Below are 22808 nucleotides of genomic sequence, written 5' to 3'. Positions count from 1 at the left end.
CGAGGTGGACGGGGCTGACGCCGGGCGTGACGTGTGCCACGATGAGGCCATGGCCCTCCTGATCGTCATCGCCTAGCGCGTCCGCCCCACCCCCGCGGACGCGCCGACCTCCCGAACCCGGGGGGTCTTTTTGTTGCTCGACCCGCCCGCCGACCCCGGCGTGCACCCCGGCAGCTCGCCTCGTCCCCTCGCCGAGAGAAGCACTCCCCGTGACCGAGCCCACCGCCCCCGACGCCCCCGCCACCCTGCCCCGCGGCGGCGCGGCCCACCCCGCTCCCGGCGGCCCCGCGGCGTTCGACGTGTACGACACCACGCTGCGCGACGGCGCCCAGCAGGAGGGCATGAACCTCTCGGTCGCCGACAAGCTGGCGATCGCGCCGCTGCTCGACGACCTGGGCGTGGGCTACATCGAGGGCGGCTGGCCGGGCGCGATCCCCAAGGACACCGAGTTCTTCGCCCGGGCGGCCAAGGAGCTCGACCTCCGGCACGCGGTGCTCGCCGCGTTCGGCGCGACCCGCAAGCCGGGCGTGCGCGCGTGGGACGACGCCCAGCTGCGGGCGCTGCTCGACTCCGAGGCGCCGGTGGTCACCCTCGTCGCCAAGTCGGACTCCCGGCACGTCGAGCGCGCCCTGCGCACCACGGGTGCCGAGAACCTCGCGATGGTCGCCGACTCCGTGCGGCTGCTCGTGCAGGAGGGTCGCCGGGTCGTCGTCGACGCCGAGCACTTCTTCGACGGCTTCCGGTTCGACCCGGCCTACGCGCGCGACGTCGTGCTCGCGGCCGTCGAGGCCGGCGCCGAGACCGTCGTGCTGTGCGACACCAACGGGGGGATGCTGCCGTTCCAGGTGACCGAGGTGGTCCGCGACCTGCGCGCCGCGCTCGGCACCGCCGACGCCCTGACCCGGCTCGGCGTGCACGCGCACAACGACTCGGGCTGCGCGGTGGCGAACTCGCTCGCGGCGGTCGAGGCCGGCGCCGTGCACCTGCAGGGCACCGTCAACGGCTACGGCGAGCGCACCGGCAACGCCGACCTGCTGGCGACCGTCGCCAACCTCGAGCTCAAGACCGGCCGCAGCGTGCTCGTCCCGCCGGCCGACCGCCCGGGCGGGCTCGCCGAGATGACCCGGATCGCGCACCAGATCAGCGAGATCACCAACATCGCGCCGTTCGCGCGCCAGCCGTACGTCGGCGCGAGCGCGTTCGCGCACAAGGCCGGGCTGCACGCCTCCGCGATCCGCGTCGACCCCGACCTCTACCAGCACATCGACCCGCAGGCCGTCGGCAACGACATGCGGATGCTCGTGTCCGAGATGGCCGGCCGCGCGTCGATCGAGCTCAAGGGCCGCGAGCTCGGCTTCGACCTGGCCGGGCAGGACGAGGTGCTCACCCGGGTCACCAACCGGGTCAAGGACGCGGAGGCGCAGGGCTACACCTACGACGCCGCCGACGCGTCGTTCGAGCTGCTGCTCGCCGAGGAGGTCGACGGCTCCCGGCCCGCGTACTTCCGGGTGGAGTCCTGGCGCGCGATCGTCGAGCGCGCCGGGTCGCGCGGCACCCCCGCCACGGCCGAGGCCACGGTCAAGCTGCACGCCGGGGGCGAGCGCATCGTCGCCACCGGCGAGGGCAACGGCCCCGTCAACGCCCTGGACCACGCGCTGCGGCTCGCGCTCCAGCGGGTGTACCCCGAGCTGGCGGCCTTCGAGCTGATCGACTTCAAGGTGCGCATCCTCGACGCCATGCACGGCACCGACGCGGTGACCCGGGTGCTGATCGAGACCACGGACGGGCAGACGGCGTGGAGCACCGTGGGCGTGGGGCCGAACCTGATCGAGGCGTCCTGGGAGGCGCTGACGGACTCGGCGATCTGGGGCCTGCGCAACCGGGGCATCACGCCGCGCTGACTCATCGCCGAGTCTCCGCCCCTGGTCTGCGCGCCAGGGCGCCCGCAGAGGCCAGACGTGCAGGCTCGGTGTTCGGCATGCTGGTGTCCGTGAGGGTCGTCGTCGCGGTGGACGCGTTCAAGGGGTGCCTCTCCAGCGCCGAGGCCGGGGAGGCGGTCGCCGCCGGGGTGCGTGCCGCAGATCCCGGTGGGGCGGTGCGGGTCGTACCGGTCGCCGACGGGGGCGAGGGGACCGTCGACGCGGTGCTCGCCGCGCGGCCCGGGCTCCGGGTGGTGGCGCGGGTCGTGGACGCGGTCGGGCGGCCGGTGGACGCGGCGTACGCACTGCTGGACGAGGGGCCGGGGCCGACGGCGGTCGTCGAGGCGGCCTCGTGCGTCGGGCTCGCCCTGGTCGACGTCGGCCCCGACCTGCCCCCGCGCGCGGGCTCGGCGGGGCTGGGCCTGCTGGTGCGGCACGCGGTCGACCGCGGCGCGCGCCGGGTGGTCGTCGCGCTCGGTGGCACGGCCTGCACCGACGGCGGGCTGGGGCTGCTGCTCGCGCTGGGGGCGTCGGCCCGCGACCGCGACGGGGCGGCGCTCGGGGCTCCCGGCACCAACCCGCTGTGGGACTTCGGCACGCTCGACGCGCTGCCGGACCTCGGCGGGGTCGACCTGGTCGTGCTGACCGACGTCGACAGCCCGCTGCACGGCCCCGACGGCGCGGCGCACGTGTTCGGCCCGCAGAAGGGCGCGACGCCCGAGCAGGTGGCGCACCTCGACGGCCGGCTCGCCGTGTGGGGCGCGGCGCTCGCGGCGCACGGGCACCTCGTCGCGGACCGGCCGGGCGCCGGGGCCGCGGGCGGGCTGGGCGCGGCGTTGCTGGCACTCGGCGCGGAGCGGGAGCCCGGGTTCGGGTACGTGGCGCGGGCCGTCGGGCTGGCGGACGCGGTCGCCGGTGCGGACCTGGTGCTGACCGGGGAGGGCCGACTCGACGCGCAGACGGCGCGCGGCAAGACCCCGGCGGGCGTGGCGGCGCTCGGGCGTGCGGCGGGGGCGGTGGTCGTGGCGCTCGCGGGCGCGGTCGAGCTCGACGCCGACGATGCCGCCGGTCCGTTCGACGCGGTGCTGCCCGTGCACCCGCGGCCCCTCCCGCTCGCCGAGGCGCTCGACCCCGAGGCGACCGCCGCGCACCTCGCCGCCACGGCCGCGCAGGTCACCCGCCTCGTCGCCGCGGCACGCCGCCCCCTCGCGCCGGGCGGCGGCCCGCAATAGCGTGGCGCGGGACAGCGCCCCCGGCCCAGGGAGAACCCGATGACGGACCCCGCGCGCCCGCCCGCACCCGCCGACCGGCCGGGGCCCGGCGGGCGCCCGCCCGGGGAGCCACCCGCGGACACCTGGCTCCCGCGTGACCGGGCCTGGCCCTGGCTGCTGACCCTCGTCCTGGCGCTCGCCGCGGGCGTGCTGCTCGCCTGGCGGCCCTGGGCGCCCGCGCCCGCGCCCGGTGCGGCGACCCCGGACGCGACGGCCTCGGCGGCCCCGACGTCGGCCGCGGAGCCGTCGCCCACGGCGACGTCCGGCGCCACGTCCGGCACCGGCGGGTTCGACGCCGACTCCGCCCCCGCCCTGTTCCTCACGGACGCCGAGCTCGCCGAGGCGGTGCCGCTGGCCGCGGGCCAGTCGCTCGCGGACGCGCCGGAGGCGCAGTGGGGGCTGCCCGAGCGCTCGACCGTCGACCCGTCCGCGTGCACGCCCGCGGTCACGACCACCGAGCGGGAGCCCGACGTGTTCCTGCGCCGGTTCGCCAGCGACGACGCGGTGACCGTCATCCAGTCCGTCCTGGTGCTCGACGACGACGCGGCCGCGCAGCAGGCGTTCGACGCGCTGGTCGGCACGCTCGAGGACTGCGACGCCTACCAGCAGACCAACCCGGGGACCGACGGCGGCGCGTGGACCGCGGACCCGCCGACGACCGACCGCGGCACCGTGCCGACCGTCGTGCGCACCCTGACCCTGACGGCCGAGGGCGCGACCAGCCCCGAGGTCGAGGTGACCGCCCTCGCCGGCAACGCGCTCGTGACGACGACGGCCTCGGGCGTGGACCCGGCGGCCGAGCCCGCGGACCCGGCCACGCTCGCGGGCGTCGCCCGGAGCAGCGCCGAGCGCGCGCTGGCCGGCCTGGGCTGACCCGGCGGACGCCGCTCGTGGCCGTCCCGCCGCGCTCGGCTGGGCCGCGACCCCTCCCGGGGCGAGGATGGCCCCATGAGCGACGCACGGACGGTGGCGGTGCTGGGCACCGGGATCATGGGCGCGGCGATGGCGCGCAACCTGCTGCGGGCGGGGCACGCCGTGCGGGTGTGGAACCGGAGCGCGGCGAAGGCCGAGCCGCTGGCCGCGGACGGCGCCGTGGTCGCGGGCACGCCCGCCGAGGCCGTCGACGGCGCCGAGGTCGTGCTGACGATGCTGCACGACGGCGCAGCGGTCGCCGCCGTGGTCCGGCAGGCCGCGCCGGGCCTGCGTCCGGGCGCGGTGTGGCTGCAGTCCACGACGGTCGGCGTCGACGACACCCCGGCGCTCGCGGCCCTCGCCGACGAGCTCGGCGTCACGTTCGTCGAGGCGCCGGTGTCGGGCACCCGGCAGCCCGCCGAGGCGGGGAAGCTGGTCGTGATCGCGGCCGGGCCGCTCGCCGTGCGGGACGTCGTGGCCCCGGTGCTCGACGCGGTCGGCGCGCGAACCGTGTGGACCGGCGAGGACGCCGCGGCGGGATCCGCGACCCGGCTCAAGCTCGTCGTGAACAGCTGGGTCGTCACCGTGGCCAACGCCGCGGGGGAGGTGCTCGCGCTCGCCGAGGCGCTGGGCGTGGAGCCGGACCGGTTCTTCGAGGTGCTCGACGGCGGCCCGCTCGACACCCCGTTCCTCCGGGTCAAGGCCGACCTGATCCGCGAGGACCGGCTCAGCCCCGCCGCGTTCGCGGTCGGCACGTCCGGCAAGGACGCGCGCCTGATCGTCGCGGCGGCGCGCGAGCGCGGGCTGCACCTGGACGGCGCCGAGGCGTTCTCGGCCCGCCTCGACCGCGCCGCGGCGCAGGGCCGCACCGACGAGGACATGGCGGCGACGTACTACACCTCCGCGGCGGACTGATCCGGGCCCCGCGCGGACGTCTACCGCTGAAAACCCCGTGCGCGCCCACCCGGCCGCGCCGTACCGTCGCCCGCATGGGAACGCTGATCAGCACGGCCGCCGCGGCCGTCGCACGCCCCCGGTCCGCCTGAGCGCGGCCGGACGTCACACCGGTCGCCGCCTCCGGATGCCCCGAGCACCCGGAGCCGGGCCGAACCTTCGCTTCCGCCCCTCCGGGTGCTCCGTCCTGCCTGCGACTGGAGCACCTCCCGTGCGACACCCCCACGGCGGCCGGCACGAGCTCGGCCAGAACTTCCTGCACCACCGTCCGACCGTCGACGCCGTCGTGCGCCTGGTCGGCGAGACGGACGGACCCGTCCTCGAGATCGGCGCCGGCGATGGCGCGCTGACCCGGCCGCTCGCCGACCTCGGCCGCGACGTGCTCGCGGTCGAGGTCGACCCGCGCCGGGCGGACCGGCTCCGCGCCCGCGCGCCCGGCGCCACCGTGCTGTGCGCGGACGCCCTGCGCGTGCCGCTCGACCGGCCGGTGGTGGTCGGCAACATCCCGTTCCACCTGACGACGCCCCTGCTGCGCCGGCTGCTGCACCACGGACGGTGGCGGCACGCGGTGCTGCTCACCCAGTGGGAGGTGGCCCGCAAGCGCGCCGGGGTCGGCGGGCGGACGCTGCTCACGGCGCAGACCGACCCGTGGTTCGAGGTCGCGCTGCACGGCCGGGTGCCCGCCGACGCGTTCCGGCCGCGGCCCTCGGTGGACGGCGGGCTGCTGACCGTCGCCCGGCGCGACCGCCCGCTGGTCGACCCGGGCGAGCGCGACGGCTACCAGCGGTTCGTGGGGGCCGTGTTCACCGGCGCGGGCCGGGGGCTCGACCAGGTGCTGGCGCGGGCGGCGCGGGTCCCGGCGCCGACGGCCCGGCGGGCGCTGGCGGACGCGGGGGTGCCGCAGCGCGCGCTGCCGCGGGACCTGCACCCGGAGCAGTGGTCGGCGCTGTGGCGGGCGCTCGGTGCCCGGCGCGGGGCCGGGACCTCCGTCCACCGGCGACCACGCCGGTCAGGGGCCTAGGATCGGGACCGTGCGTGGCGAGTACAAGGTCCCCGGCGGCAAGCTCGTGGCAGCGGACGTGGAGGTGGCAGGCGGGGCGCTCACCGAGGTGAGCGTCAGCGGCGACTTCTTCCTCGAGCCCGACGCGGCCCTGGCGGTCATCGACGAGTCCCTGCGCGGCCGGCCCGCCGACGCGCGGGTCGCCGACCTGACGACGGCGATCGAGGACGGCCTGCGCCGCGCCGAGGCCGACGGCCGGTTCGACGCCCCGGTGCAGATGGTCGGGTTCACGCCCGAGGCCGTGGCCATCGCCGTGCGGCGCGCGCTCGGGCACGCGACGTCCTGGCAGGACCACACGTTCGAGCTGATCCACCCCGGCCCGCTGCCGCCCGCCGTGCTGGGGGCGCTGGACCAGGTGCTGACCGAGGAGCTCGCGGCCGGCCGGCGCGGCCCGACGCTGCGGTTCTGGGAGTGGGACGAGCGCGCCGTGTTCATCGGCTCGTTCCAGTCGCTGCGCAACGAGGTCGACCCCGAGGGCGTGGCCAAGCACGACGTGACCGTCGTCCGGCGGATCTCCGGCGGCGGGGCCATGTTCATGGAGGCCGGCAACTGCATCACGTTCTCGCTCGTGGTGCCGGCGTCGCTGGTCGACGGCCTGTCGTTCGAGCAGTCGTACCGGTTCCTCGACGACTGGGTGATCGGTGCCCTCGCCGACGTCGGCGTCACCGCGACGTTCTCCGGCCTCAACGACATCGCGTCCCCGGCGGGCAAGATCGCCGGCTCCGCGCAGAAGCGCCTGGCCGGCGGGGCCGTCCTGCACCACATGACGATGGCCTACGACATCGACGCCGACAAGATGCTCGAGGTGCTGCGGATCGGCCGCGAGAAGCTGTCCGACAAGGGCACCACCAGCGCGAACAAGCGGGTCGACCCGGTGCGGTCCCAGACCGGGCTGCCGCGCGAGCAGGTCATCGACGCCTTCATCGCGCACTTCCGGTCGCGGTACCGGACCGTCGACGGCGACCTGCGCCCGGAGGAGCTGGAGCGGGCGCAGCAGCTCGTCGCGGAGAAGTTCGGCAACCCGGAGTGGACCGCGCGCGTCCCGTGACGGGGCCGACCCGCGGCGCGCGTGCCGCAGGACCAGGGTCGGGTCGGGGGAACCCCGGATGCGCCCGCGGGCCGCGGCCTGCCACGCTGGACGGGTGAAGGCGCTCCTCAACATCATCTGGCTGCTGTTCGGCGGCATCTGGCTCGCGCTCGGCTACGTCCTGGCCGGGATCATCTGCTGCGTGCTGATCGTGACCATCCCGTTCGGCATCGCGTCGTTCCGCATGGCGTCCTACGCGCTGTGGCCCTTCGGCCGCACGATCGTGGACCGCCCGACCGCCGGCGCCATGTCGACGATCGGCAACGTCGTCTGGATCCTCGTCGCCGGCTGGTGGCTGGTCCTCGGGCACCTCACCACGGCGCTCGCGCAGGCCGTGACGATCGTCGGGATCCCGCTCGCGATCGCGAACCTCAAGATGATCCCGGTGTCGCTGGTCCCGCTCGGCAAGGAGATCGTGCCGACCGACCGGTCGCTGGCGGCGTACGGGCACTGAGCCCGGCGCGCGCCCGGCGCGTCAGCCCGCGGCGTGCCGCAGCACCGCGACCAGCGCGACCACGCCGAGCAGGGCCGCGGCCAGCGCCGTCGCGCCGAGCGCCCCGCCGCCCGGCGTGCGGGCGCCGTCGGGGACGGGGGCGCCGGGCCCGCGGTCGGGGTGCGCGTCGTCGACGACCCCCGCCCAGGAGGCCGTCCGGTGCGCGCCGGCGCGGTCGAGCACGAGGGCGCCGACCAGGCCGAGCACGACGAGGACCCACACGCCGGGCCCGGCCCACGGCTCGAGCACCCGGCCGGCGACCAGGGAGCCGATCGCGACCGAGAGCGAGGTGCGCCGCCAGGCCAGCGCGGTGCGCTCCGGCTGCGCTCCGGGCGGGGCGGCGTGCGCCGGGGTGCCGGCGCTCACCGCAGCAGCAGCCCGACGAGCACCAGCACCCCGGCCAGCGCCACGCCCGCGGCGAGCGGGCCGCTGAACGCCGGCGCGGGCAGCGGCTGCCGCTCACGCAGCGCGCGCTCCGCCCGCGCCCAGCCGAACCAGGCCTGCGCCGGGGCCGCGATCCCGAGGAGGATCAGCAGCACCGCCGCGGCGAGGCGCAGGTGCGGCTCGACCGGGAGGTCCAGGGCCTCCAGGGCGACGCCGCCCGCCAGCAGCGCGAGCGCCGTGCGGACCCAGGCGAGGAACGTGCGCTCGTTGGCGAGCGAGAACCGGCCGTCCGGCTCGGTGCCGCGGGCGTAGACGCGCCGGGGGAACCGGCGGTCGGCGGGGGCCGTCACGCGTCCGGGCCCGCGGGCGCCGCGGGGGCCGGCCGGGCCCCGAACACGGCCGTCCCCACCCGGACGATCGTCGCGCCCTCGGCAACCGCGGCCTCCAGGTCGCGGCTCATCCCCATGGACAGCTCGAGGGCGCCGCCGGTGCCGGCCTCGCCGCTGCCCGCGACCTTGTCCCGCAGGTCGCGCAGCGCGGCGTACCCGGCGCGCACGGCCCGCTCGTCGGGGGTGTTCGCGCCGACGGTCATGAACCCGCGCAGCCGCAGCCGGTCGTGCCCGGCGACGGCCCGGACGACGTCGAGCGCGTCCTGCGGCGCGGCGCCGTGCTTGGTCGGCTCGCCCGAGACGTTGACCTGCACCAGCACGTCCAGCGTCCGGTCGTCGTCGGCGCACCGGCGCGCGAGCCGGTCGGCCAGGGCCGTCGAGTCGACGCTCTGCACGCAGGTGGCCCAGCGCAGGGCGGCGTTCACCTTGTTGGACTGCAGCGGGCCGATGAGGTGCAGCTCGGGTGCGAGGTCGGCGAGGTCCGGCCCCTTGGCGACGAGCTCCTGGACCCGGTTCTCGCCCAGCAGCGCCCGGCGGGCCGCGCCCGCGGTGGTGGCGGCGCCGGCGGTGTCGGCGAGTACGGCCGCGCGCACCGTCGCGGCATCCTGGGTCTTGGTGGCGAGCAGCAGCCGGACCGAGCCGGCCGGGCGGCCCGCGGCGGACTCGGCGGCCGCGATCCGGGACCGGACGCGCGCCAGCCGCTCCGCCAGCTCGGTCGCCCCGGTCGTCATGTGCCCGACCCTAACCGCTCGCGCGCCGGCGACCGGCGGGCGGCCGGCGGTCAGGCCGGGTCCGGCGCCGGCGCGTCCGCCCCCGCCGCGTACCGCCGCGCGAGCTCCCGCGCCGCGTCCCGCAGCTCCGGCGGCCCGACGACGCGCAGGGGCACGTCGAACATCCCCAGCCACGCCGCCAGCCCGACCCAGGACCACGACCCGGCGACGACCCGGCACCGCTCGGCGTCGAGCGGCTCGACCACGTCCGCCGGCCCCGCCCAGCGCGCCACCAGCGACGCCGGCGCGTCGAGCACCGCCTCGCCGCGGCACGGCTGGGTCACCCCGGCGAACTGCTGCTGCAGGTACGCCGCCACGTCCGCGGCGGGCAGGTCCCGGCGCTCGAACCGCGGCCCGGTCGGGGTGCGCGGGTGCAGCCGGTCGACCCGGAACGTCCGCCAGTCGCGGCGGTCCAGGTCCCAGGCGACGAGGTACCAGCGGCGGCCGCGGGTGGCCAGGTGGTGCGGCTCGACCCGGCGCGGCGGTCCGTCGGGGGCGTCGCGGGTCCCGCTCCCGTCGGCCGCGGGTGCCGCGTAGTCGAACCGCAGCACCTCCCGCGCCCGGATCGCGGCCCCCACCGCCATCAGCCGCTCGGTGTCCACGTGCTCCTCGGCGGGGTCGGGCGGCCGGCGCACGGCGGTGAGGTCGAGCCCCTCGACCCGGGTCCGCAGCCGCGCGGGCAGCACCTGGCGCAGGGTCGCGAGCGCGCGGGCCGCGGCCTCGTCGAGCCCGTCGACGCCCGTGGTCGCGGTCTGCAGGGCCACGGTGAGGGCGACCACCTGCTCGTCGTCGAGCATCAGCGGCGGCATCGCCGTCCCGGCCGCGAGCCGGTACCCGCCGTCGGGGCCCTTGGTGGCGTGCACCGGGTAGCCGAGGGCGCGGAGCCGGTCGACGTCCCGGCGGACCGTCCGCGGGCTGACGCCGAGGCGGCCCGCGAGCACGTCGCCGGGCCAGTCGCGCCGGGTCTGCAGCAGGGAGAGCAGGGCGAGCAGCCGCGACGACGGCGTCGCGGGGGCGTCGGCCAGGTCGGGGATCGCGGTCATGGGGCCAGTCTGCTCCGGGTAGCGGACAGGACCTGACCGCTACCTCCGCCACGGTGGTGCCATGACCAGCAGAGGGGAACCCGCCATGATCCGCACCAGGGGACTGACCAAGGACTTCGCCGGGGGCAAGGGGCCGACCGTGCACGCTGTGCGCGGCCTGGACCTCGACATCGCGCCGGGGGAGCTCGTCGCCGTGCTGGGCCCGAACGGGGCCGGCAAGACCACGACCATCCGGATGCTCACCACGCTGATCGCACCGACCTCGGGCACCGCCGAGGTCGCGGGGGCAGACGTCGCACGCGAGCCCGGCAACGTGCGCCGCCGGATCGGCTACGTCGGCCAGGGCAACGGCGCGGGCCACGCGCAGCGCGCCGCCGACGAGCTCGTCGTGCAGGGCACCATCTACGGGCTCGACCGCCGGGACGCGCGCCGCCGGGCCGCCGAGCTCATGGACCAGCTCGACCTGGAGCCGCTCGCCCGCCGCAAGGTGTCCGACCTGTCCGGCGGGCAGCGCCGCCGGCTCGACGTCGCGCTCGGGCTCGTGCACGCCCCGCGGCTGCTGTTCCTGGACGAGCCGTCCACCGGGCTCGACCCGCACAACCGCGCCAACCTGTGGGAGCACATCCTCCGGCTGCGGGAGCGGCACGCGATGACCGTGGTGCTCACCACGCACTACCTCGACGAGGCCGACCAGATGGCCGAGCGGGTCGTCGTCGTGGACGAGGGCCGGGTGATCGCGGACGACACCGCCGCGGCGCTCAAGCACACGCTCGCGGGGGACCGGCTGGTGCTGGCGGCCGCCGACCCCGCGGACGCGCCGGCGCTCGCGGAGGTCGCCGCCCGGGCGCCCGGGGCGCGCGACGTCGAGGTGGACGGGACCGAGGTGCGCGCCCGCGTCGCCGACGCCCCCACCGCCCTGCCCGCCGTGCTCGCCGCCGCCGGCGCGCGCGGGCTCGCCGTCGCCCGGGCCGAGGGCCACCAGCCCACGCTCGACGACGTCTTCCTGACCCTCACCGGCCGCAGCCTCCGCGAGGAGGGGGCCGCGCGCTCGACCGACCCCGTGGAGGTGGCGGCATGACCGCGACGACCGCTCCGACCCTCCCCGCCGAGACCCTGCCCGCCCGCGAGGCGACCCGGTCCTGGTGGGGCGACGCCTGGCTCGTGATGACCCGCGAGCTGCTGCCGACCGTGCGCGACCCGTTCTCCGTCGTGTTCGGGCTGATCCAGCCCGTCGTGTTCCTCGGCCTGTTCGGGCCGCTGCTGGCCGGGTCCGTCGGCGACGGGCTGCCCGGCGGGGACGTCTGGGCCTGGTTCGTGCCCGGGATCCTCGTGATGACGACGCTGTTCGGCACGTCGACCACCGGGGCGAACCTGCTGTTCGAGATGCAGACCGGCGCCCACGAGCGGCTGCTCGTCACCCCGCTGGCCCGGTCGGCGCAGCTGGTCGGCCGGTCGTGGAAGGAGATGGTGCCGATCGTCGCGCAGTCGGTCGTCGTCGTGGCGGTGATGCTGCCGTTCGGGTTCTCGTTCAGCCCGGCCGGGGCGCTGATGGGGCTGGTGCTGCTCGCGGTGTTCGGCGTCGGGATCGGGTCGCTGTCCTACGCGCTCGCGATCGCGGTCCGGAAGCAGGACTGGATGTTCTGGGCCGTGCAGCAGACCCTGCTGTTCCCGCTGCTCATCCTGTCCGGGATGCTGCTGCCGCTGGAGACCGGGCCGCGGTGGATGCAGGTCGCGGCGGACGTGAACCCGCTCCGGTACGTCGTGGACGCCGAGCGCGCGCTGTTCGCCGGGGACCTGGCGTCCTCGACGGTCGCGTGGGGCGCGGTGGCGGCGGTGCTGACCGCGGCGCTCGGGCTGCTCGTGGGGGTGCGGACGCTGGCGCGGAGCGCGCGGTAGCGGCGGCCCGGTGGCGGACGCGCGGGCGGTCAGCCGCGCGCGATGTCCGCCACCGTGGCGGAGGTGAGCCGGATCAGGTCGTCCGGGGCCAGCTCGACGTCGAGGCCCCGGCGGCCGCCGGACACGAACACCGTGTCGAACAGCTGGACGGTCTCGTCGACGACGGTCGGGTGCGCGGTCTTCTGCCCGAGCGGGGAGATGCCGCCGACCACGTACCCGGTGGCGCGCTCCGCGGCGGCGGGGTCGGCCATCACGGCCTTCTTGCCGCCGACCGCGTGGGCCAGCGTCTTGAGGTCGAGCTTCCCGGCGACGGGCACCACCGCGACGGTGAGCGTCCCGTCCACCGACGCCATCAGGGTCTTGTAGACCTGCTCGGGGTCGATGCCGAGCACCTCGGCGGCCTCCAGGCCGTAGCCGACCGTGCTGCGGGGGTCGTGGTCGTACGCGTGCGCGGTGTGCGGGACCCCGGCGGCGGCCAGCGCGACCAGCGCGGGCGTCCCGGACGGCGCGTTCTTGGACCGGCTCACGGGGTCAGCCTAGGACGCCGCCCGGGCGTCCCGGGGCTGCTAGCGTGCGGGTGAGCACGGGAGTCCGGTGAGCCGGGCTGAGAGGGAGTACTCGAACTCCGACCGTAGAACCTGATCTGGATCATGCCAGCGCAGGGAGCGACATCTCGCAGGATGCCGGGCACCCGTCCGCCGTCCTCCCGTGCTGATCCGACCAGCACAGGAGGACGCATGATCCCGACACCGCCGTCGACGCCCGTCCGGCCCGCGGAGGCCGCCGACCTGGTGGCCGACCCGCTCCGGTTCGGGGTCGGTGCCCGCGTCACCGTCGCGGTGATGTCCGACCGGTACGCCGAGACGATCCTCGGCGTGCTCGGCTCCGTGGCCACGGACGGCCTGGTCGTGCAGACCGGCGACGTGAGCACCTACCTCGGCGGCACCGAGGCGGACCTGCTCCGGTACCTGACGGACCTCGTCGACGCGGTGGCCGCCACCGGCGAGCACGCGGCGGTGACGCTGCACCTGTCCCGCGGCTGCCCCGGCGAGGTGCGGTGCGCGCTGCCCGGGGGCGCGGGTCCGCGCGCGGTCGCGCTCCCGCCGGGCCGGCGCACCGGCCGGTCCGGTGCGGCCGAGTGGGCGCTCTACCCGCTCGCCGACGACGTCCGGGCCGGCGTCGAGCCCGACCACATGCGCGACATCGAGGCGGCGATCGCCCTGGCGCGGGACAACGGGACCTTCCGCGGCTCGGAGCACTTCGTCACGCGGCTGGAGGGCGACGTGGGCGCGCTCGTGGAGACCGTCGTCGGCGCGTGGGCGCGGGTCGGCCGCAGCGTCCAGCACGTCACCAGCCACGTCACCTTCTCGCTCAACAGTCCGACCCGGTCCCGTGGCTGAGCCCGTCCCGGGCGGGCGGCGGCGCGAGCCGCTCGCGCTGAAGGACATCGTGCTCATGGTCGTCCTCGGCGTGGTGTTCGGGTTCCTCTACTGGGCGCTCGTCCAGGCCTGGAACGGCCTGGCGGTGCTGATGGGACCCGCGGGCGACCTCGCGCAGCACGTGCTGCTCGGCGGCTGGCTGCTGGTGGCGCCGATCGCGATCGCGATCGTCCGGCGGCCCGGCGTCGGGGTGCTCGCCGAGGTGCTGGCCTCCGTGGTCGAGGTGGTGTTCCTCGGGTCGCCGGTCGGGCCGCTGCTGGTCGTCGCCGCGCTGCTCCAGGGCCTCGGCAGCGAGATCCCGTTCGCGCTCGGGCGGTACCGGCGGTTCGGCTGGGCCCGGTTCGCGGTCTCGGGGCTGCTCGGCGCGACGCTGGTGTTCGGGTGGTCGGCGTTCCGGTTCGGCTGGTACGGGCAGGACGTGCTCGTCCTGCGGCTCGTGCTGCAGGCCGCGTCGGGCGTCGTCCTCGGCGGGCTGCTGGCCAAGGTGATCGTGGACGCCCTGGGCCGCACCGGGGTGCTGGACGGGTTCGCGATCGGTCGCGCGGCGGCCGCCGCGCGCGAGCCCGTGGCGCGGCGTGGCTGAGCCGGCGGCAGGCCGGGGGAGCGGTCCGGCGACTGATCCCCCGGCCGGTCCGGGTGCCGTGCTCGACGTCGCCGGGCTCGAGGCGGTGCTGGACGGCGGCGCGGGCGTGGGCCCCGTCGACCTGCGGCTGGCGCCGGGGGAGCAGGTGCTCGTGCTCGGCCCGTCCGGCGCCGGGAAGTCGACTCTGCTGCGGTGCCTGCACGGCGCCGTCCCGCACGCGGTGCCCGCCCGGGTCTCGGGGCGGGTCGCGGTCGCGGGCCGCCCCGCCGCGGAGCACGGCGTCGCGGCGCTCGCGGACGTCGTCGGGGTGCTCGCGCAGGACCCCGAGACCGGGGTCTGCCTGGCGGACGTGGCGGACGAGGTCGCCTTCCCCCTGGAGAACCTCGGGACGCCGCTCGCGGCGATCGGGCCGGCGGTGGCGGCGGCGCTCGGTGCCGCGGGCGCCGCGCACCTGGCGGGCCGGCGCACCGACGCGCTCTCCGGCGGCGAGCTGCAGCGGGTCGCGCTCGCCGCCGCGGTGGTGACCCGGCCCCGGCTCCTGCTGCTCGACGAGCCGACGTCCATGCTGGACGCCGACGGCGTCGCGGCGGTGCGGGCGGCGCTGGACGCGGCCCGGGCGTCGACCGGCGCGGCGTGCGTGCTGGTCGAGCACCGGCTGGACGCGCTCGCCGGGGACGCGGGCGTCGCCGGGCTGCCGGGCCGGTGGGTGGTGCTGTCCGCCGACGGCCGGGTCACCCACGACGGCCCCGCGGCCGAGGTGGCCCGGGACGCGGGGCGCGAGCTGCTCGCGCGCGGGTGCTGGCTGCCCGAGGACGTGGAGCTCGCGGTGGCGCTCGGCGGGGCGGTGGGGGAGTCGGGGGCGTTCTACCGGCTGCCGGCGCTGGCCGCCGGGGCGCCGCCGTCGCGCGCCTCGGCCGCCGGACAGGGGGAGGTGCTGCTCGCCGCTCGGGGTCTGGCGGTCGGCCGGCGGCCCCCGGGTCGGGCGGCGCGCCGCCGGCCCGCCGCGCAGCCCGTGCTCCGCGACGTCGACCTCCGGCTGCACGCCGGCGAGGTCGTGGCGGTCGTCGGGGCCAACGGCTCGGGCAAGTCCACGCTCGTCGCCACCCTCGCGGGCGTGCTGCCCCCACTCGCGGGCGTCGTCGAGGGCGCGCGCCCCGGGCTGGTCGTGCAGAACCCCGAGCACCAGCTCGCGGGGCGCACGGTGGCGGCGGAGGTCGCCGTCGGGCTGCCGCCGGGCGCCGCGACGGACGACCGGGTGGCCGCCGCGCTCGCGCGCTTCGGCCTCGCCGCGCTCGCCGACCGGGACCCGCACCGGCTGTCCGGCGGCGAGCAGCGCCGGCTGAGCCTGGCCGCGATGCTCGTCCACGACCGCCCGGTCCTGCTGGCGGACGAACCGACGTTCGGGCTCGACCGGCACGGGACCGCGGCCGTGCTGCGGGCGCTCGCGGACGAGGCCCGCGCGGGCCGGGCCGTGCTGCTCACCTGCCACGACCTGCGGGCGGTGGCGTCGGTCGCGGACCGGGTGCTGGTCGTCGCCGAGGGCGGGCTGGTCGCGGACGTGGACCCGCTCGCGCTGCTGCGCGAGCCGCGCCTGCTCGCCGCGGCTCGGCTGCGGCCGTCGCGGCTCCTGCGACGGCTCGCGGAGGTGGTCGCCGACGCGGGCCGGCTGCGCGACGCGCTCGCCGCGCTGGACGCCCGCGCCCTGGTCGCGGTCGGCGCGCCCGACCCGGTCGGCGCGCCTGACCCGGCCGGCGCGCCTGACCCGGCCGGCGCGCCCGACCCGGCCGCCGTGCCCGACCCGGCGGGGGTGCCGGTCCCGTGACGGCGCTCGGTGCCCGGAACCCGACCGTCAAGCTGCTGCTGGTCGTCGCGGTGTCGCTCGCGACCCTCGCCCTGCTCGACCCGGCCGCGCTCGCGGCTCTGTACCTGCTCGGGCTCGCAGCGGCCCGGTGGGGCGCCGGGGTGGGCGGTCGGCGGCTGCTGCTCGCCCAGGTGCCGTTCTGGACGTTCGGCGCGGGGGTGCTGCTGGTCAACGCGATGAGCCGGCCGGGCGTCGTCCTGGTCGCCGGCGGGCCGTTCCGGGTGACGCACGAGGGCCTGGTGGTCGGCGCCGCGCTCGCGCTGCGCGGGTGCGTGATCGGCGTCGCGACGGTCGCGTTCCTCGCGAGCACGCCGCCGCGGGACCTGATGGTGAGCCTCGTCCGGCACGCGCGGCTGAGCCCGCGGTACGCGTACGCGCTGCTGGCGGGCCACCGGATGCTCGCCGGGCTGCCGCGGCAGTGGGCGACTATCCGGGCGGCGCAGATGGTCCGCGCCCCGCTCGGGCGGGGCGACCGCCCGCGCGAGGGCTGGCGCGGGCTCGCCCGGTCGGCGTTCGCGCTGCTCGTGGCCTCGATCCGCGCGTCCGAGCGCGTCGCGCTGGCGCTGGAGTCGCGCGGGCTCTCCGCCGGGGCGCGCACGGTCTGGCGCCCGGTCCCGTTGGGCGCGGCCGACGCCCTGCTGGCGGCCGGCGTCCTCGGCGTCCTCGCGCTGGTCGTGCTGGCGGGCGCCCGGCTCTGACGCGCCGGCCCGCCGCCGAGGTCGTCGGTTCCGGCCAGGGAGGCCCCGGCGGAACCGTCGACCTCGGGCGGAACCGCCGACCTCGGGCGGCGAGCCCCGGCGGAGAGCGGGTCAGACCGCGAGGCCGACCACGGAGCCGACGCCGTAGGTGATCGCCATCGCCAGGCTGCCGCCCACGACGTTGCGGAGCACCGCGCGGCCGGCGGGGGCGCCGCCCATGCGGGCGCTCACGGTGCCGGTCACCACGAGCGCCGCGACGACCGCCGCGAACGTCGCCACCACCCGCGCCTCGCCGCCCCACGGGCCGAGCATCGCGAGCAGCGGCACGACGCCGCCGACCACGAACGCGACGAGCGACGCCAGTGCCGCGTGCCACGGGTTGGTCAGGGACTCCTCGGCGTCCCGGACGCCGTGCGCGCGGAGCACCTTCTCGGCGTCGCGCTGGCTGCTGACCGACACGTACTCGCCGGCCGCCATCGACAGCGCGCCCGCGACCAGGGCGGCGACGCCGGCGACGGCGAGCGTCGCGAGCCCGGTCGAGGCGCCCGCGACGCCGACCACGGTCGCGGCGACGGACACGATGCCGTCGTTGGCGCCGAGCACCCCGGCGCGCAGCCAGTTCAGCCGCTCCGCGGTCGGCAGGACAACCGTGGCCGGGGCGCCGGGACCGGGGTCGACGGAGCCCGGAGCGCCCGGCTCGGGGGCGCGCCGGGGCGCCGGGTGGGCGGTGCGGTCACGGTCCACGAAGTGGGTCGACAGGGCGCTCATGGCAGCCACGGTAGGCCCGAGATGACGTCCTGTCATCACAGGAAAGGCTGCCCTGACCTGCGGAAACGCAGGTTTGCCTGCCCTTATCTGGAATCGATCAAGCCGTTCCTGCAGGTCAGAGCGGCCCCACCGCGAGCACCCGCAGCTCGACCTCGCCCGCGGCGTCCGAGGCGGGCAGGTCGACCAGCGCGTCGATGCGCCAGTCGTGGTCGCCGGCCGGGTCGTCGAGCAGCTGCCGCACGAACCACAGGTCGCCCCGGGAACCGGCCTCGCCGTGCCCGGCGGGCCGCTCGTCGACCTGGAACAGCGCCGGCCCGCGGGCCGCCGGGCCGGTGAGGATCTCGTCGTGGTCGTCGTAGAACGGGTCGAGCGCGTCGCCCCACCGGTCCGCGGTCCACGGCGCGTCCGACGCGTCCTGGTCGCCGAGCGCCGCCAGCGCCGGGTACGCCTCGCGCGCTGCCAGGTCGACCCGGCGGAACAGCGCCCCGCGGACGAGCGCCCGGAACACCCGCCTGTTGACGGTGATCGGCGGGGGAGCGTCGTCCTCCGGCCGCGACTCGGTGACCGTGGCGTCGTCCAGGTCCTCCGGGTGGGCGAGCCGCTCCCACTCGTCCAGCAGGCTGGAGTCGGTGCGGCGCACCAGGTCGCCCAGCCACTCGACGATCTCGTGCAGCTCCTCGGTCCGCAGGTCGTCCGGCACGGTCTGCCGCAGCGCCCGGAACGCGTCCGCGAGGTAGCGCAGCAGCACGCCCTCGGTCCGGTCGAGCTGGTAGAGCGAGACGTACTCGGCGAACGTCGCGGCGCGCTCGTGCATGTCGCGGACGACGGACTTCGGGGACAGCTCGTGGTCGGCGACCCACGGGTTGGTCTGCTTGTAGATCTGGAACGACGCGCCCAGCAGCTCGGCGAGCGGCTTCGGGTACGACACGTCCTCGAGCAGCGCCATCCGCTCCTCGTACTCGATGCCGTCGGCCTTCATCGCCGCGACCGCCTCGCCGCGGGCGCGGTTCTCCTGCGCCGCGAGCACCTGGCGCGGGTCGTCCAGCGTCGCCTCGATGACGGACACCACGTCGTGCGCGTAGCCGGGGTCGTCGAGGTCGAGCAGGTCGAGCGCGGCGTACGCGAACGGGGACAGCGGCTGGTTCAGCGCGAACGTCGGTGGCACGTCGAGGGTCAGGCGCACCGTCCGGCGCAGCCGCTCCGGGCCGGGGCCGTCCTCGACGACCCGCTCGACCACGCCGGCCGTGCGCAGCGACCGGTAGATCGCGATCGCCTGCCGGACCAGCCGGCCGCGCGACGCCTCGGGCTCGTGGTTGTCGAGCAGCAGGTGCTTCATCGTCTCGACGGGGTCGCCGGTCGGGCGGGCGAGCACGTTGAGCACCATCGCGTGCGAGACGCCGAACGACGAGGTCAGCGGCTCGGGCTCGGCGTCGCGCAGCCGCTCGAACGTCTTGTCCGTCCAGTTGACCATCCCGGGCGGCGCCTGCTTGCGGACGATCTTCTTGAGCTTCTTCGGGTCGTCGCCGGCCTTCTGCAGGGCCTTGCGGTTCTCGATGACGTGCTCCGGCGCGAGCACGTACACCTCGCCCGTGGTGTCGAAGCCGGCCCGGCCGGCGCGCCCGGCGATCTGGTGGAACTCGCGGGCGGACAGGTGCCGCATCCGGGTGCCGTCGTACTTCACCAGCGAGGTGAGCAGCACCGTCCGGATCGGCACGTTGATCCCGACGCCGAGGGTGTCGGTGCCGCAGACGACCCGGAGCAGGCCCTTCTGGGTCAGCCGCTCGACGACCCGGCGGTACTTGGGCAGCATCCCCGCGTGGTGCACGCCGACGCCGTGCCGCAGCAGCCGGGACAGCGTCCTGCCGAAGCCAGGGCCGAACCGGAAGTCGCCCAGCTCGTCGGCGATCCGGTCGCGCTGCTCCCGGGAGGCGAGGGTCATCGACAGCAGGGCCTGCGCGCGCTCGACGGCCTCCTTCTGCGTGAAGTGCACGACGTACACGGGGGAGCGGCCGGTCTGCACCAGCATCTCCAGCAGCTCGTGCAGCGGCTCGACCTCGTAGGAGAACGTCAGCGGCACGGGCCGCTCGGCGCCCGCGACGACGGCGACGGGGACGTCGGTGCGTCGCTCGAGGTCGTCGACGAAGAACGACACGTCACCGAGGGTCGCCGACATGAGCAGGAACTGGGCGCGCGGCAGCTCCAGCAGGGGCACCTGCCACGCCCAGCCGCGCTGCGGGTCGGCGTAGAAGTGGAACTCGTCCATCACGACCTGGCCGATGTCGGCGCCCGGACCCTGGCGCAGCGCCTGGTTGGCCAGGATCTCCGCGGTGCAGCAGATGATCGGCGCGTCCGGGTTCACCGCGGAGTCGCCGGTCATCATGCCGACGTCGGCCGAGCCGAACGCCTCGACCAGCGCGAAGAACTTCTCGCTCACCAGCGCCTTGAGCGGGGCGGTGTAGTAGGTGCGGCGGCCCTGGGCGAGGGCGACGAAGTGCGCCGCGGTCGCGACCAGCGACTTCCCGGAACCGGTCGGCGTCGACAGGATGACGTGCGAGCCGGTCACCAGCTCCAGCAGCGCCTCGTCCTGGTGCGGGTACAGCGTCAGGCCCTGGTCCGTCGCCCACCCGGTGAACGCCTCGTAGAGCGCGTCGGGGTCCTGGGGGTTCGCGGGGACGCGGTCGGCGAGGGTCCGGCGGTCGGTGGGGGGCACCGGCCGATCCTTCCACGGTTCGGCGGCCCTACAGTGGGCGACCATGAGCGACGCCCCCAGCAGCACCCCGCCCGCCGTCGAGATGTGGACGGACGGTGCCTGCAAGGGCAACCCCGGCGTCGGCGGCTGGGGCGCGCTGCTCCGGTCGAACGGGCACGAGCGCGAGCTGTTCGGCGGCGAGGCCGTCACGACGAACAACCGAATGGAGCTCACGGCCGTCATCGAGGGGCTGCGGGCGCTCAACCAGCAGTGCCGGGTCGACCTGCACGTCGACTCGCAGTACGTCATGCAGGGCGTGACCAAGTGGATCGCCGGCTGGAAGCGCAACGGCTGGCGCACCGCCGACAAGAAGCCGGTGAAGAACCAGGACCTGTGGCAGGCGCTCGACGAGCAGGTCGCTCGGCACGCCATCTCCTGGCACTGGGTGAAGGGCCACGCCGGCGACCCGGGGAACGAGCGGGCGGACCAGCTGGCGAACAAGGGCGTCGACGAGGTGCGCGCGGGCTGAGCCGCGCCGGGCGGGCCGAACCGCGCGGCGCGCGGCTCCCCGCGGCTGGTCCAGACCAGTTACAGTCGGGGCGTGCCCACCGCCGGGCACGATCCCGCTCGCACCGGAGGTCAGGCATGGAACGGTCCGTCGTCGTCGCCATCGCGGAGGGTCTGCACGCCCGCCCCGCCGCCCTGTTCGTCGCGGAGGCCGGCAAGCAGCCGGTGCCGGTCACGGTCCGCAAGGGCGACGCCGCCCCGGTCCAGGCCGCGAGCATCCTCGGGGTGATGACCCTGGGCGCCGCCGCGGGCGAGACCGTCGTGCTCGCGACCGAGGCCGACGGCCCGGACGCCGAGGCCAGCCTGGACGCGCTGGAGAAGTTCCTGAGCCAGGTCGAGATCGCCTGACCCCACGGAACGCACGAGTGGAGCGTTCTGCCGAGACACGCCGCGCGTGTCGGGCAGAACGCTCCACTCGTCTCCAGCCGGGCGGACTCCGGCGTCAGGCCGGGGACCCGCCCGAGGTGCGATCGCCCGGACGCCGGCCCGGGTCGTCCGCGCGGGACTCGACCCTCGCGGCCGGGACCGTCGCCGTCGCCGGGACCTCGGCCGGGGCGGTGTCCGCGGCACGCGCGGCCTCGTCGCCCGCGCCCTCGGCCACGGGGTCGTCCTCCCGGCCCGGCGTCTTGAAGTTGAACTTCAGGATCATGAACCGGAACAGGAAGTAGTAGATGACCGCGTAGACCAGGCCGATCACGATGAGCAGCAGCGGCTGCTCGGCGATCCGGAAGTTCAGCAGGTAGTCGATGGCGCCCGCGGAGAACCCGAACCCGCTGCGGATGTCGAGGGCGTTGACCAGCGCGAGCGAGGTGCCGGTGAGCACGGCGTGGATCGCGTACAGCGGGTAGGCCACGTACACGAACGCGAACTCGAGCGGCTCGGTGACGCCGGTGACGAACGCGACCAGCGCGGCCGAGCCCATGATGCCGGCGATGACCTTGCGGTTCTTCTTCTTCGCGGTGTGCACGATCGCCAGGGCGGCGGCGGGCAGCGCGAACATCATGATCGGGAAGAAGCCGGTCATGAACGTGCCGGCGGTCGGGTCGCCGTGCAGGAACCGGGCGATGTCGCCGTTCCACACCTGGCCGTCGGCCTCGTAGGAGCCGAACTGGAACCACGGCAGCGAGTTCAGCAGGTGGTGCAGGCCGAACGGCAGCAGCAGCCGGTTCAGGGTGCCGAAGACGAAGCCGCCGATGATGGTCGAGCCGGTGACCCACTCGCCGACCGCCGTGAAGCCCGCGTCGAACGCCGGGTAGATGAGGGACGCGACGACGGCGATGAGGACCGCGACCCCGGCCGTGATGATCGGGACGAACCGGCGGCCGCCGAAGAACGCCAGGTACGGGGGCAGCTTGATCCGGTAGAACCGCTGGTACAGCAGCGCCGCGGTCAGGCCGATGACGATGCCGCCGAGCACGCCGTAGTTGATGAGCTCCTGCGTCTCGCCCTCGGCCGCCTCGCCGAGGATGTAGGGCGACAGGGCGTCCGTGACGCCCTTGAACACGAGGTAGCCCACGAGCGCCGCGAGTCCCGTCGACCCGTCGGCCTTGCGGGCGTACCCGATGGCGACGCCGAGCGCGAACAGCAGCGGCAGGTTGCCGAGCAGCGCGTTGCCCGCGGCGGCGAGCACGTCGGCCACCGGCAGCAGCCAGTCGGCGCGGGCGCCGAGGCCGTCGGCGCCGAGCATGTCCGCCTGCCCGAGCCGCAGGAGGAGCGCGGCGGCGGGCAGGGAGGCGATCGGGAGCATGAGGGATCGACCCACGCGCTGCAGCTGCGCGAGTCCGGGGATGCCCCGCTTGGGGGTATCGACCGTGGTGGCGGTCATGGTCACTCCTCGTGGGTTCGGGTCGCGGGCGCCGCCGGGGCGGGGTGCGCGCGGGTCGGGGGGAGGTGTGGGCACGCGGTGCGCGTCGGTGCGGGACGTGCGTGGTCGCCGTCGAGCCGGCAAGTTGTCTGGACCAGTTGCGGTCAGAGTGGTCTAGACCGGAGTATGTGTCAAGGACCACATGACCGCCCGCGGAGCGC

At 76.4% G+C, this 22808-nt stretch carries 23 protein-coding genes and 1 riboswitch; of the genes, 15 read left to right on the top strand and 8 right to left on the bottom strand.

The genetic code is table 11. The features are described 5' to 3' along the window. Window positions 1-245 precede the first annotated feature (245 nt). The 7 genes from cimA to KVT14_RS00360 all read left to right on the top strand — a co-directional run bounded on the left by cimA (window position 246) and on the right by KVT14_RS00360 (window position 7657). A complete protein-coding gene (gene cimA, locus KVT14_RS00390) occupies window positions 246-1901 on the top strand; it encodes a citramalate synthase (RefSeq protein WP_256447912.1) in 1656 nt (551 codons plus the stop codon). Window positions 1902-1990: 89 nt separating this feature from the next. Further along, the gene (locus KVT14_RS00385) at window positions 1991-3151 is read left to right on the top strand and encodes a glycerate kinase (RefSeq protein WP_217613836.1); all 1161 of its coding nucleotides are present in this window, start codon (window positions 1991-1993) and stop codon (window positions 3149-3151) included. A 39-nt stretch (window positions 3152-3190) separates the two neighbouring features. Next, the gene (locus tag KVT14_RS00380; RefSeq protein WP_217613835.1) at window positions 3191-4063 is read left to right on the top strand and encodes a sensor domain-containing protein; all 873 of its coding nucleotides are present in this window, start codon (window positions 3191-3193) and stop codon (window positions 4061-4063) included. 75 nt (window positions 4064-4138) lie between these two features. After that, window positions 4139-5017, top strand: coding sequence for an NAD(P)-dependent oxidoreductase (locus tag KVT14_RS00375; protein WP_217613834.1), 879 nt, complete (start codon window positions 4139-4141; stop codon window positions 5015-5017). Between the two features lie 250 nt (window positions 5018-5267). After that, window positions 5268-6077, top strand: a complete 810-nt coding sequence (gene erm, locus KVT14_RS00370; RefSeq protein WP_308160779.1) for a 23S ribosomal RNA methyltransferase Erm — start codon at window positions 5268-5270, stop codon at window positions 6075-6077. 10 nt (window positions 6078-6087) lie between these two features. Then, window positions 6088-7164 carry a biotin/lipoate A/B protein ligase family protein gene (locus KVT14_RS00365; protein WP_217613832.1) on the top strand — a complete coding sequence of 359 codons (1077 nt, stop codon included), beginning with the start codon at window positions 6088-6090 and terminating at the stop codon, window positions 7162-7164. 94 nt (window positions 7165-7258) lie between these two features. Beyond that, complete coding sequence (locus KVT14_RS00360; protein WP_217613831.1) at window positions 7259-7657, top strand: YccF domain-containing protein; 399 nt, start codon at window positions 7259-7261, stop codon at window positions 7655-7657. A 21-nt stretch (window positions 7658-7678) separates the two neighbouring features. Here KVT14_RS00360 and KVT14_RS00355 read toward each other — a convergent pair whose 3' ends face one another. Genes KVT14_RS00355 through KVT14_RS00340 form a run of 4 tightly spaced genes read right to left on the bottom strand, consistent with a single transcriptional unit; the run spans window position 7679 to window position 10282 of the window. Continuing rightward, a complete protein-coding gene (locus tag KVT14_RS00355) occupies window positions 7679-8062 on the bottom strand; it encodes a DUF202 domain-containing protein (RefSeq protein ID WP_217613830.1) in 384 nt (127 codons plus the stop codon). Continuing rightward, entirely contained in the window at window positions 8059-8430 is a 372-nt protein-coding gene (locus KVT14_RS00350) for a DUF202 domain-containing protein (protein WP_217613829.1), read from the bottom strand. Before KVT14_RS00350 ends, KVT14_RS00355 begins: the two co-directional genes overlap by 4 nt. Continuing rightward, a complete protein-coding gene (locus KVT14_RS00345) occupies window positions 8427-9200 on the bottom strand; it encodes a YggS family pyridoxal phosphate-dependent enzyme (protein ID WP_217613828.1) in 774 nt (257 codons plus the stop codon). Before KVT14_RS00345 ends, KVT14_RS00350 begins: the two co-directional genes overlap by 4 nt. Before the next feature lie 50 nt (window positions 9201-9250). Next, window positions 9251-10282: a YafY family protein gene (locus KVT14_RS00340; RefSeq protein WP_217613827.1), complete on the bottom strand. Its 1032-nt coding sequence runs from the start codon at window positions 10280-10282 to the stop codon at window positions 9251-9253. A gap of 85 nt (window positions 10283-10367) precedes the next feature. Between KVT14_RS00340 and KVT14_RS00335 the strand changes: the two genes are divergently transcribed. Both KVT14_RS00335 and KVT14_RS00330 read left to right on the top strand, forming a co-directional pair. Beyond that, window positions 10368-11360: an ABC transporter ATP-binding protein gene (locus tag KVT14_RS00335; RefSeq protein ID WP_217613978.1), complete on the top strand. Its 993-nt coding sequence runs from the start codon at window positions 10368-10370 to the stop codon at window positions 11358-11360. Next, complete coding sequence (locus KVT14_RS00330; protein ID WP_217613826.1) at window positions 11357-12178, top strand: ABC transporter permease; 822 nt, start codon at window positions 11357-11359, stop codon at window positions 12176-12178. Before KVT14_RS00335 ends, KVT14_RS00330 begins: the two co-directional genes overlap by 4 nt. A gap of 29 nt (window positions 12179-12207) precedes the next feature. On the opposite strand, the gene ybaK is transcribed toward KVT14_RS00330, so the two are convergent. Further along, window positions 12208-12705, bottom strand: coding sequence for a Cys-tRNA(Pro) deacylase (gene ybaK / locus KVT14_RS00325; protein ID WP_217613825.1), 498 nt, complete (start codon window positions 12703-12705; stop codon window positions 12208-12210). 46 nt (window positions 12706-12751) lie between these two features. After that, window positions 12752-12860, top strand: a riboswitch (TPP riboswitch). A 55-nt stretch (window positions 12861-12915) separates the two neighbouring features. Here ybaK and KVT14_RS00320 point away from each other — a divergent pair. The 4 genes from KVT14_RS00320 to KVT14_RS00305 are packed head-to-tail and all read left to right on the top strand — an operon-like array spanning window position 12916 to window position 16759. Continuing rightward, window positions 12916-13578: a Ykof family thiamine-binding protein gene (locus KVT14_RS00320; RefSeq protein ID WP_217613824.1), complete on the top strand. Its 663-nt coding sequence runs from the start codon at window positions 12916-12918 to the stop codon at window positions 13576-13578. Next, window positions 13571-14200, top strand: a complete 630-nt coding sequence (locus KVT14_RS00315) for an ECF transporter S component (RefSeq protein WP_308160778.1) — start codon at window positions 13571-13573, stop codon at window positions 14198-14200. The genes KVT14_RS00320 and KVT14_RS00315 overlap by 8 nt, the downstream gene beginning before the upstream one ends. 58 nt (window positions 14201-14258) lie before the next feature. Further along, window positions 14259-16022 carry an ABC transporter ATP-binding protein gene (locus KVT14_RS00310; protein ID WP_217613823.1) on the top strand — a complete coding sequence of 588 codons (1764 nt, stop codon included), beginning with the start codon at window positions 14259-14261 and terminating at the stop codon, window positions 16020-16022. Further along, a complete protein-coding gene (locus KVT14_RS00305; RefSeq protein ID WP_217613822.1) occupies window positions 16019-16759 on the top strand; it encodes an energy-coupling factor transporter transmembrane protein EcfT in 741 nt (246 codons plus the stop codon). Before KVT14_RS00310 ends, KVT14_RS00305 begins: the two co-directional genes overlap by 4 nt. A gap of 111 nt (window positions 16760-16870) precedes the next feature. Here the strand turns inward: KVT14_RS00305 and KVT14_RS00300 are convergent, their stop codons facing one another. Both KVT14_RS00300 and KVT14_RS00295 read right to left on the bottom strand, forming a co-directional pair. Continuing rightward, window positions 16871-17527: a VIT1/CCC1 transporter family protein gene (locus KVT14_RS00300; RefSeq protein ID WP_217613821.1), complete on the bottom strand. Its 657-nt coding sequence runs from the start codon at window positions 17525-17527 to the stop codon at window positions 16871-16873. A gap of 115 nt (window positions 17528-17642) precedes the next feature. Then, window positions 17643-20237: a DUF3516 domain-containing protein gene (locus KVT14_RS00295; RefSeq protein WP_308160776.1), complete on the bottom strand. Its 2595-nt coding sequence runs from the start codon at window positions 20235-20237 to the stop codon at window positions 17643-17645. Window positions 20238-20280: 43 nt separating this feature from the next. Between KVT14_RS00295 and rnhA the strand changes: the two genes are divergently transcribed. Further along, window positions 20281-20745 carry a ribonuclease HI gene (rnhA, locus tag KVT14_RS00290; protein ID WP_147796023.1) on the top strand — a complete coding sequence of 155 codons (465 nt, stop codon included), beginning with the start codon at window positions 20281-20283 and terminating at the stop codon, window positions 20743-20745. A gap of 116 nt (window positions 20746-20861) precedes the next feature. Next, complete coding sequence (locus tag KVT14_RS00285; protein WP_147796024.1) at window positions 20862-21131, top strand: HPr family phosphocarrier protein; 270 nt, start codon at window positions 20862-20864, stop codon at window positions 21129-21131. Between the two features lie 94 nt (window positions 21132-21225). On the opposite strand, the gene KVT14_RS00280 is transcribed toward KVT14_RS00285, so the two are convergent. Continuing rightward, window positions 21226-22608 carry a PTS transporter subunit EIIC gene (locus tag KVT14_RS00280; RefSeq protein WP_217613820.1) on the bottom strand — a complete coding sequence of 461 codons (1383 nt, stop codon included), beginning with the start codon at window positions 22606-22608 and terminating at the stop codon, window positions 21226-21228. Window positions 22609-22808 lie beyond the last annotated feature (200 nt).

This window comes from Cellulomonas sp. GbtcB1 (genome assembly GCF_019091725.1).
Classification (GTDB): domain Bacteria; phylum Actinomycetota; class Actinomycetes; order Actinomycetales; family Cellulomonadaceae; genus Cellulomonas.
Note: the sequence above shows the minus strand (reverse complement) of the source record. Positions and strands in the feature narration are given on the sequence as shown.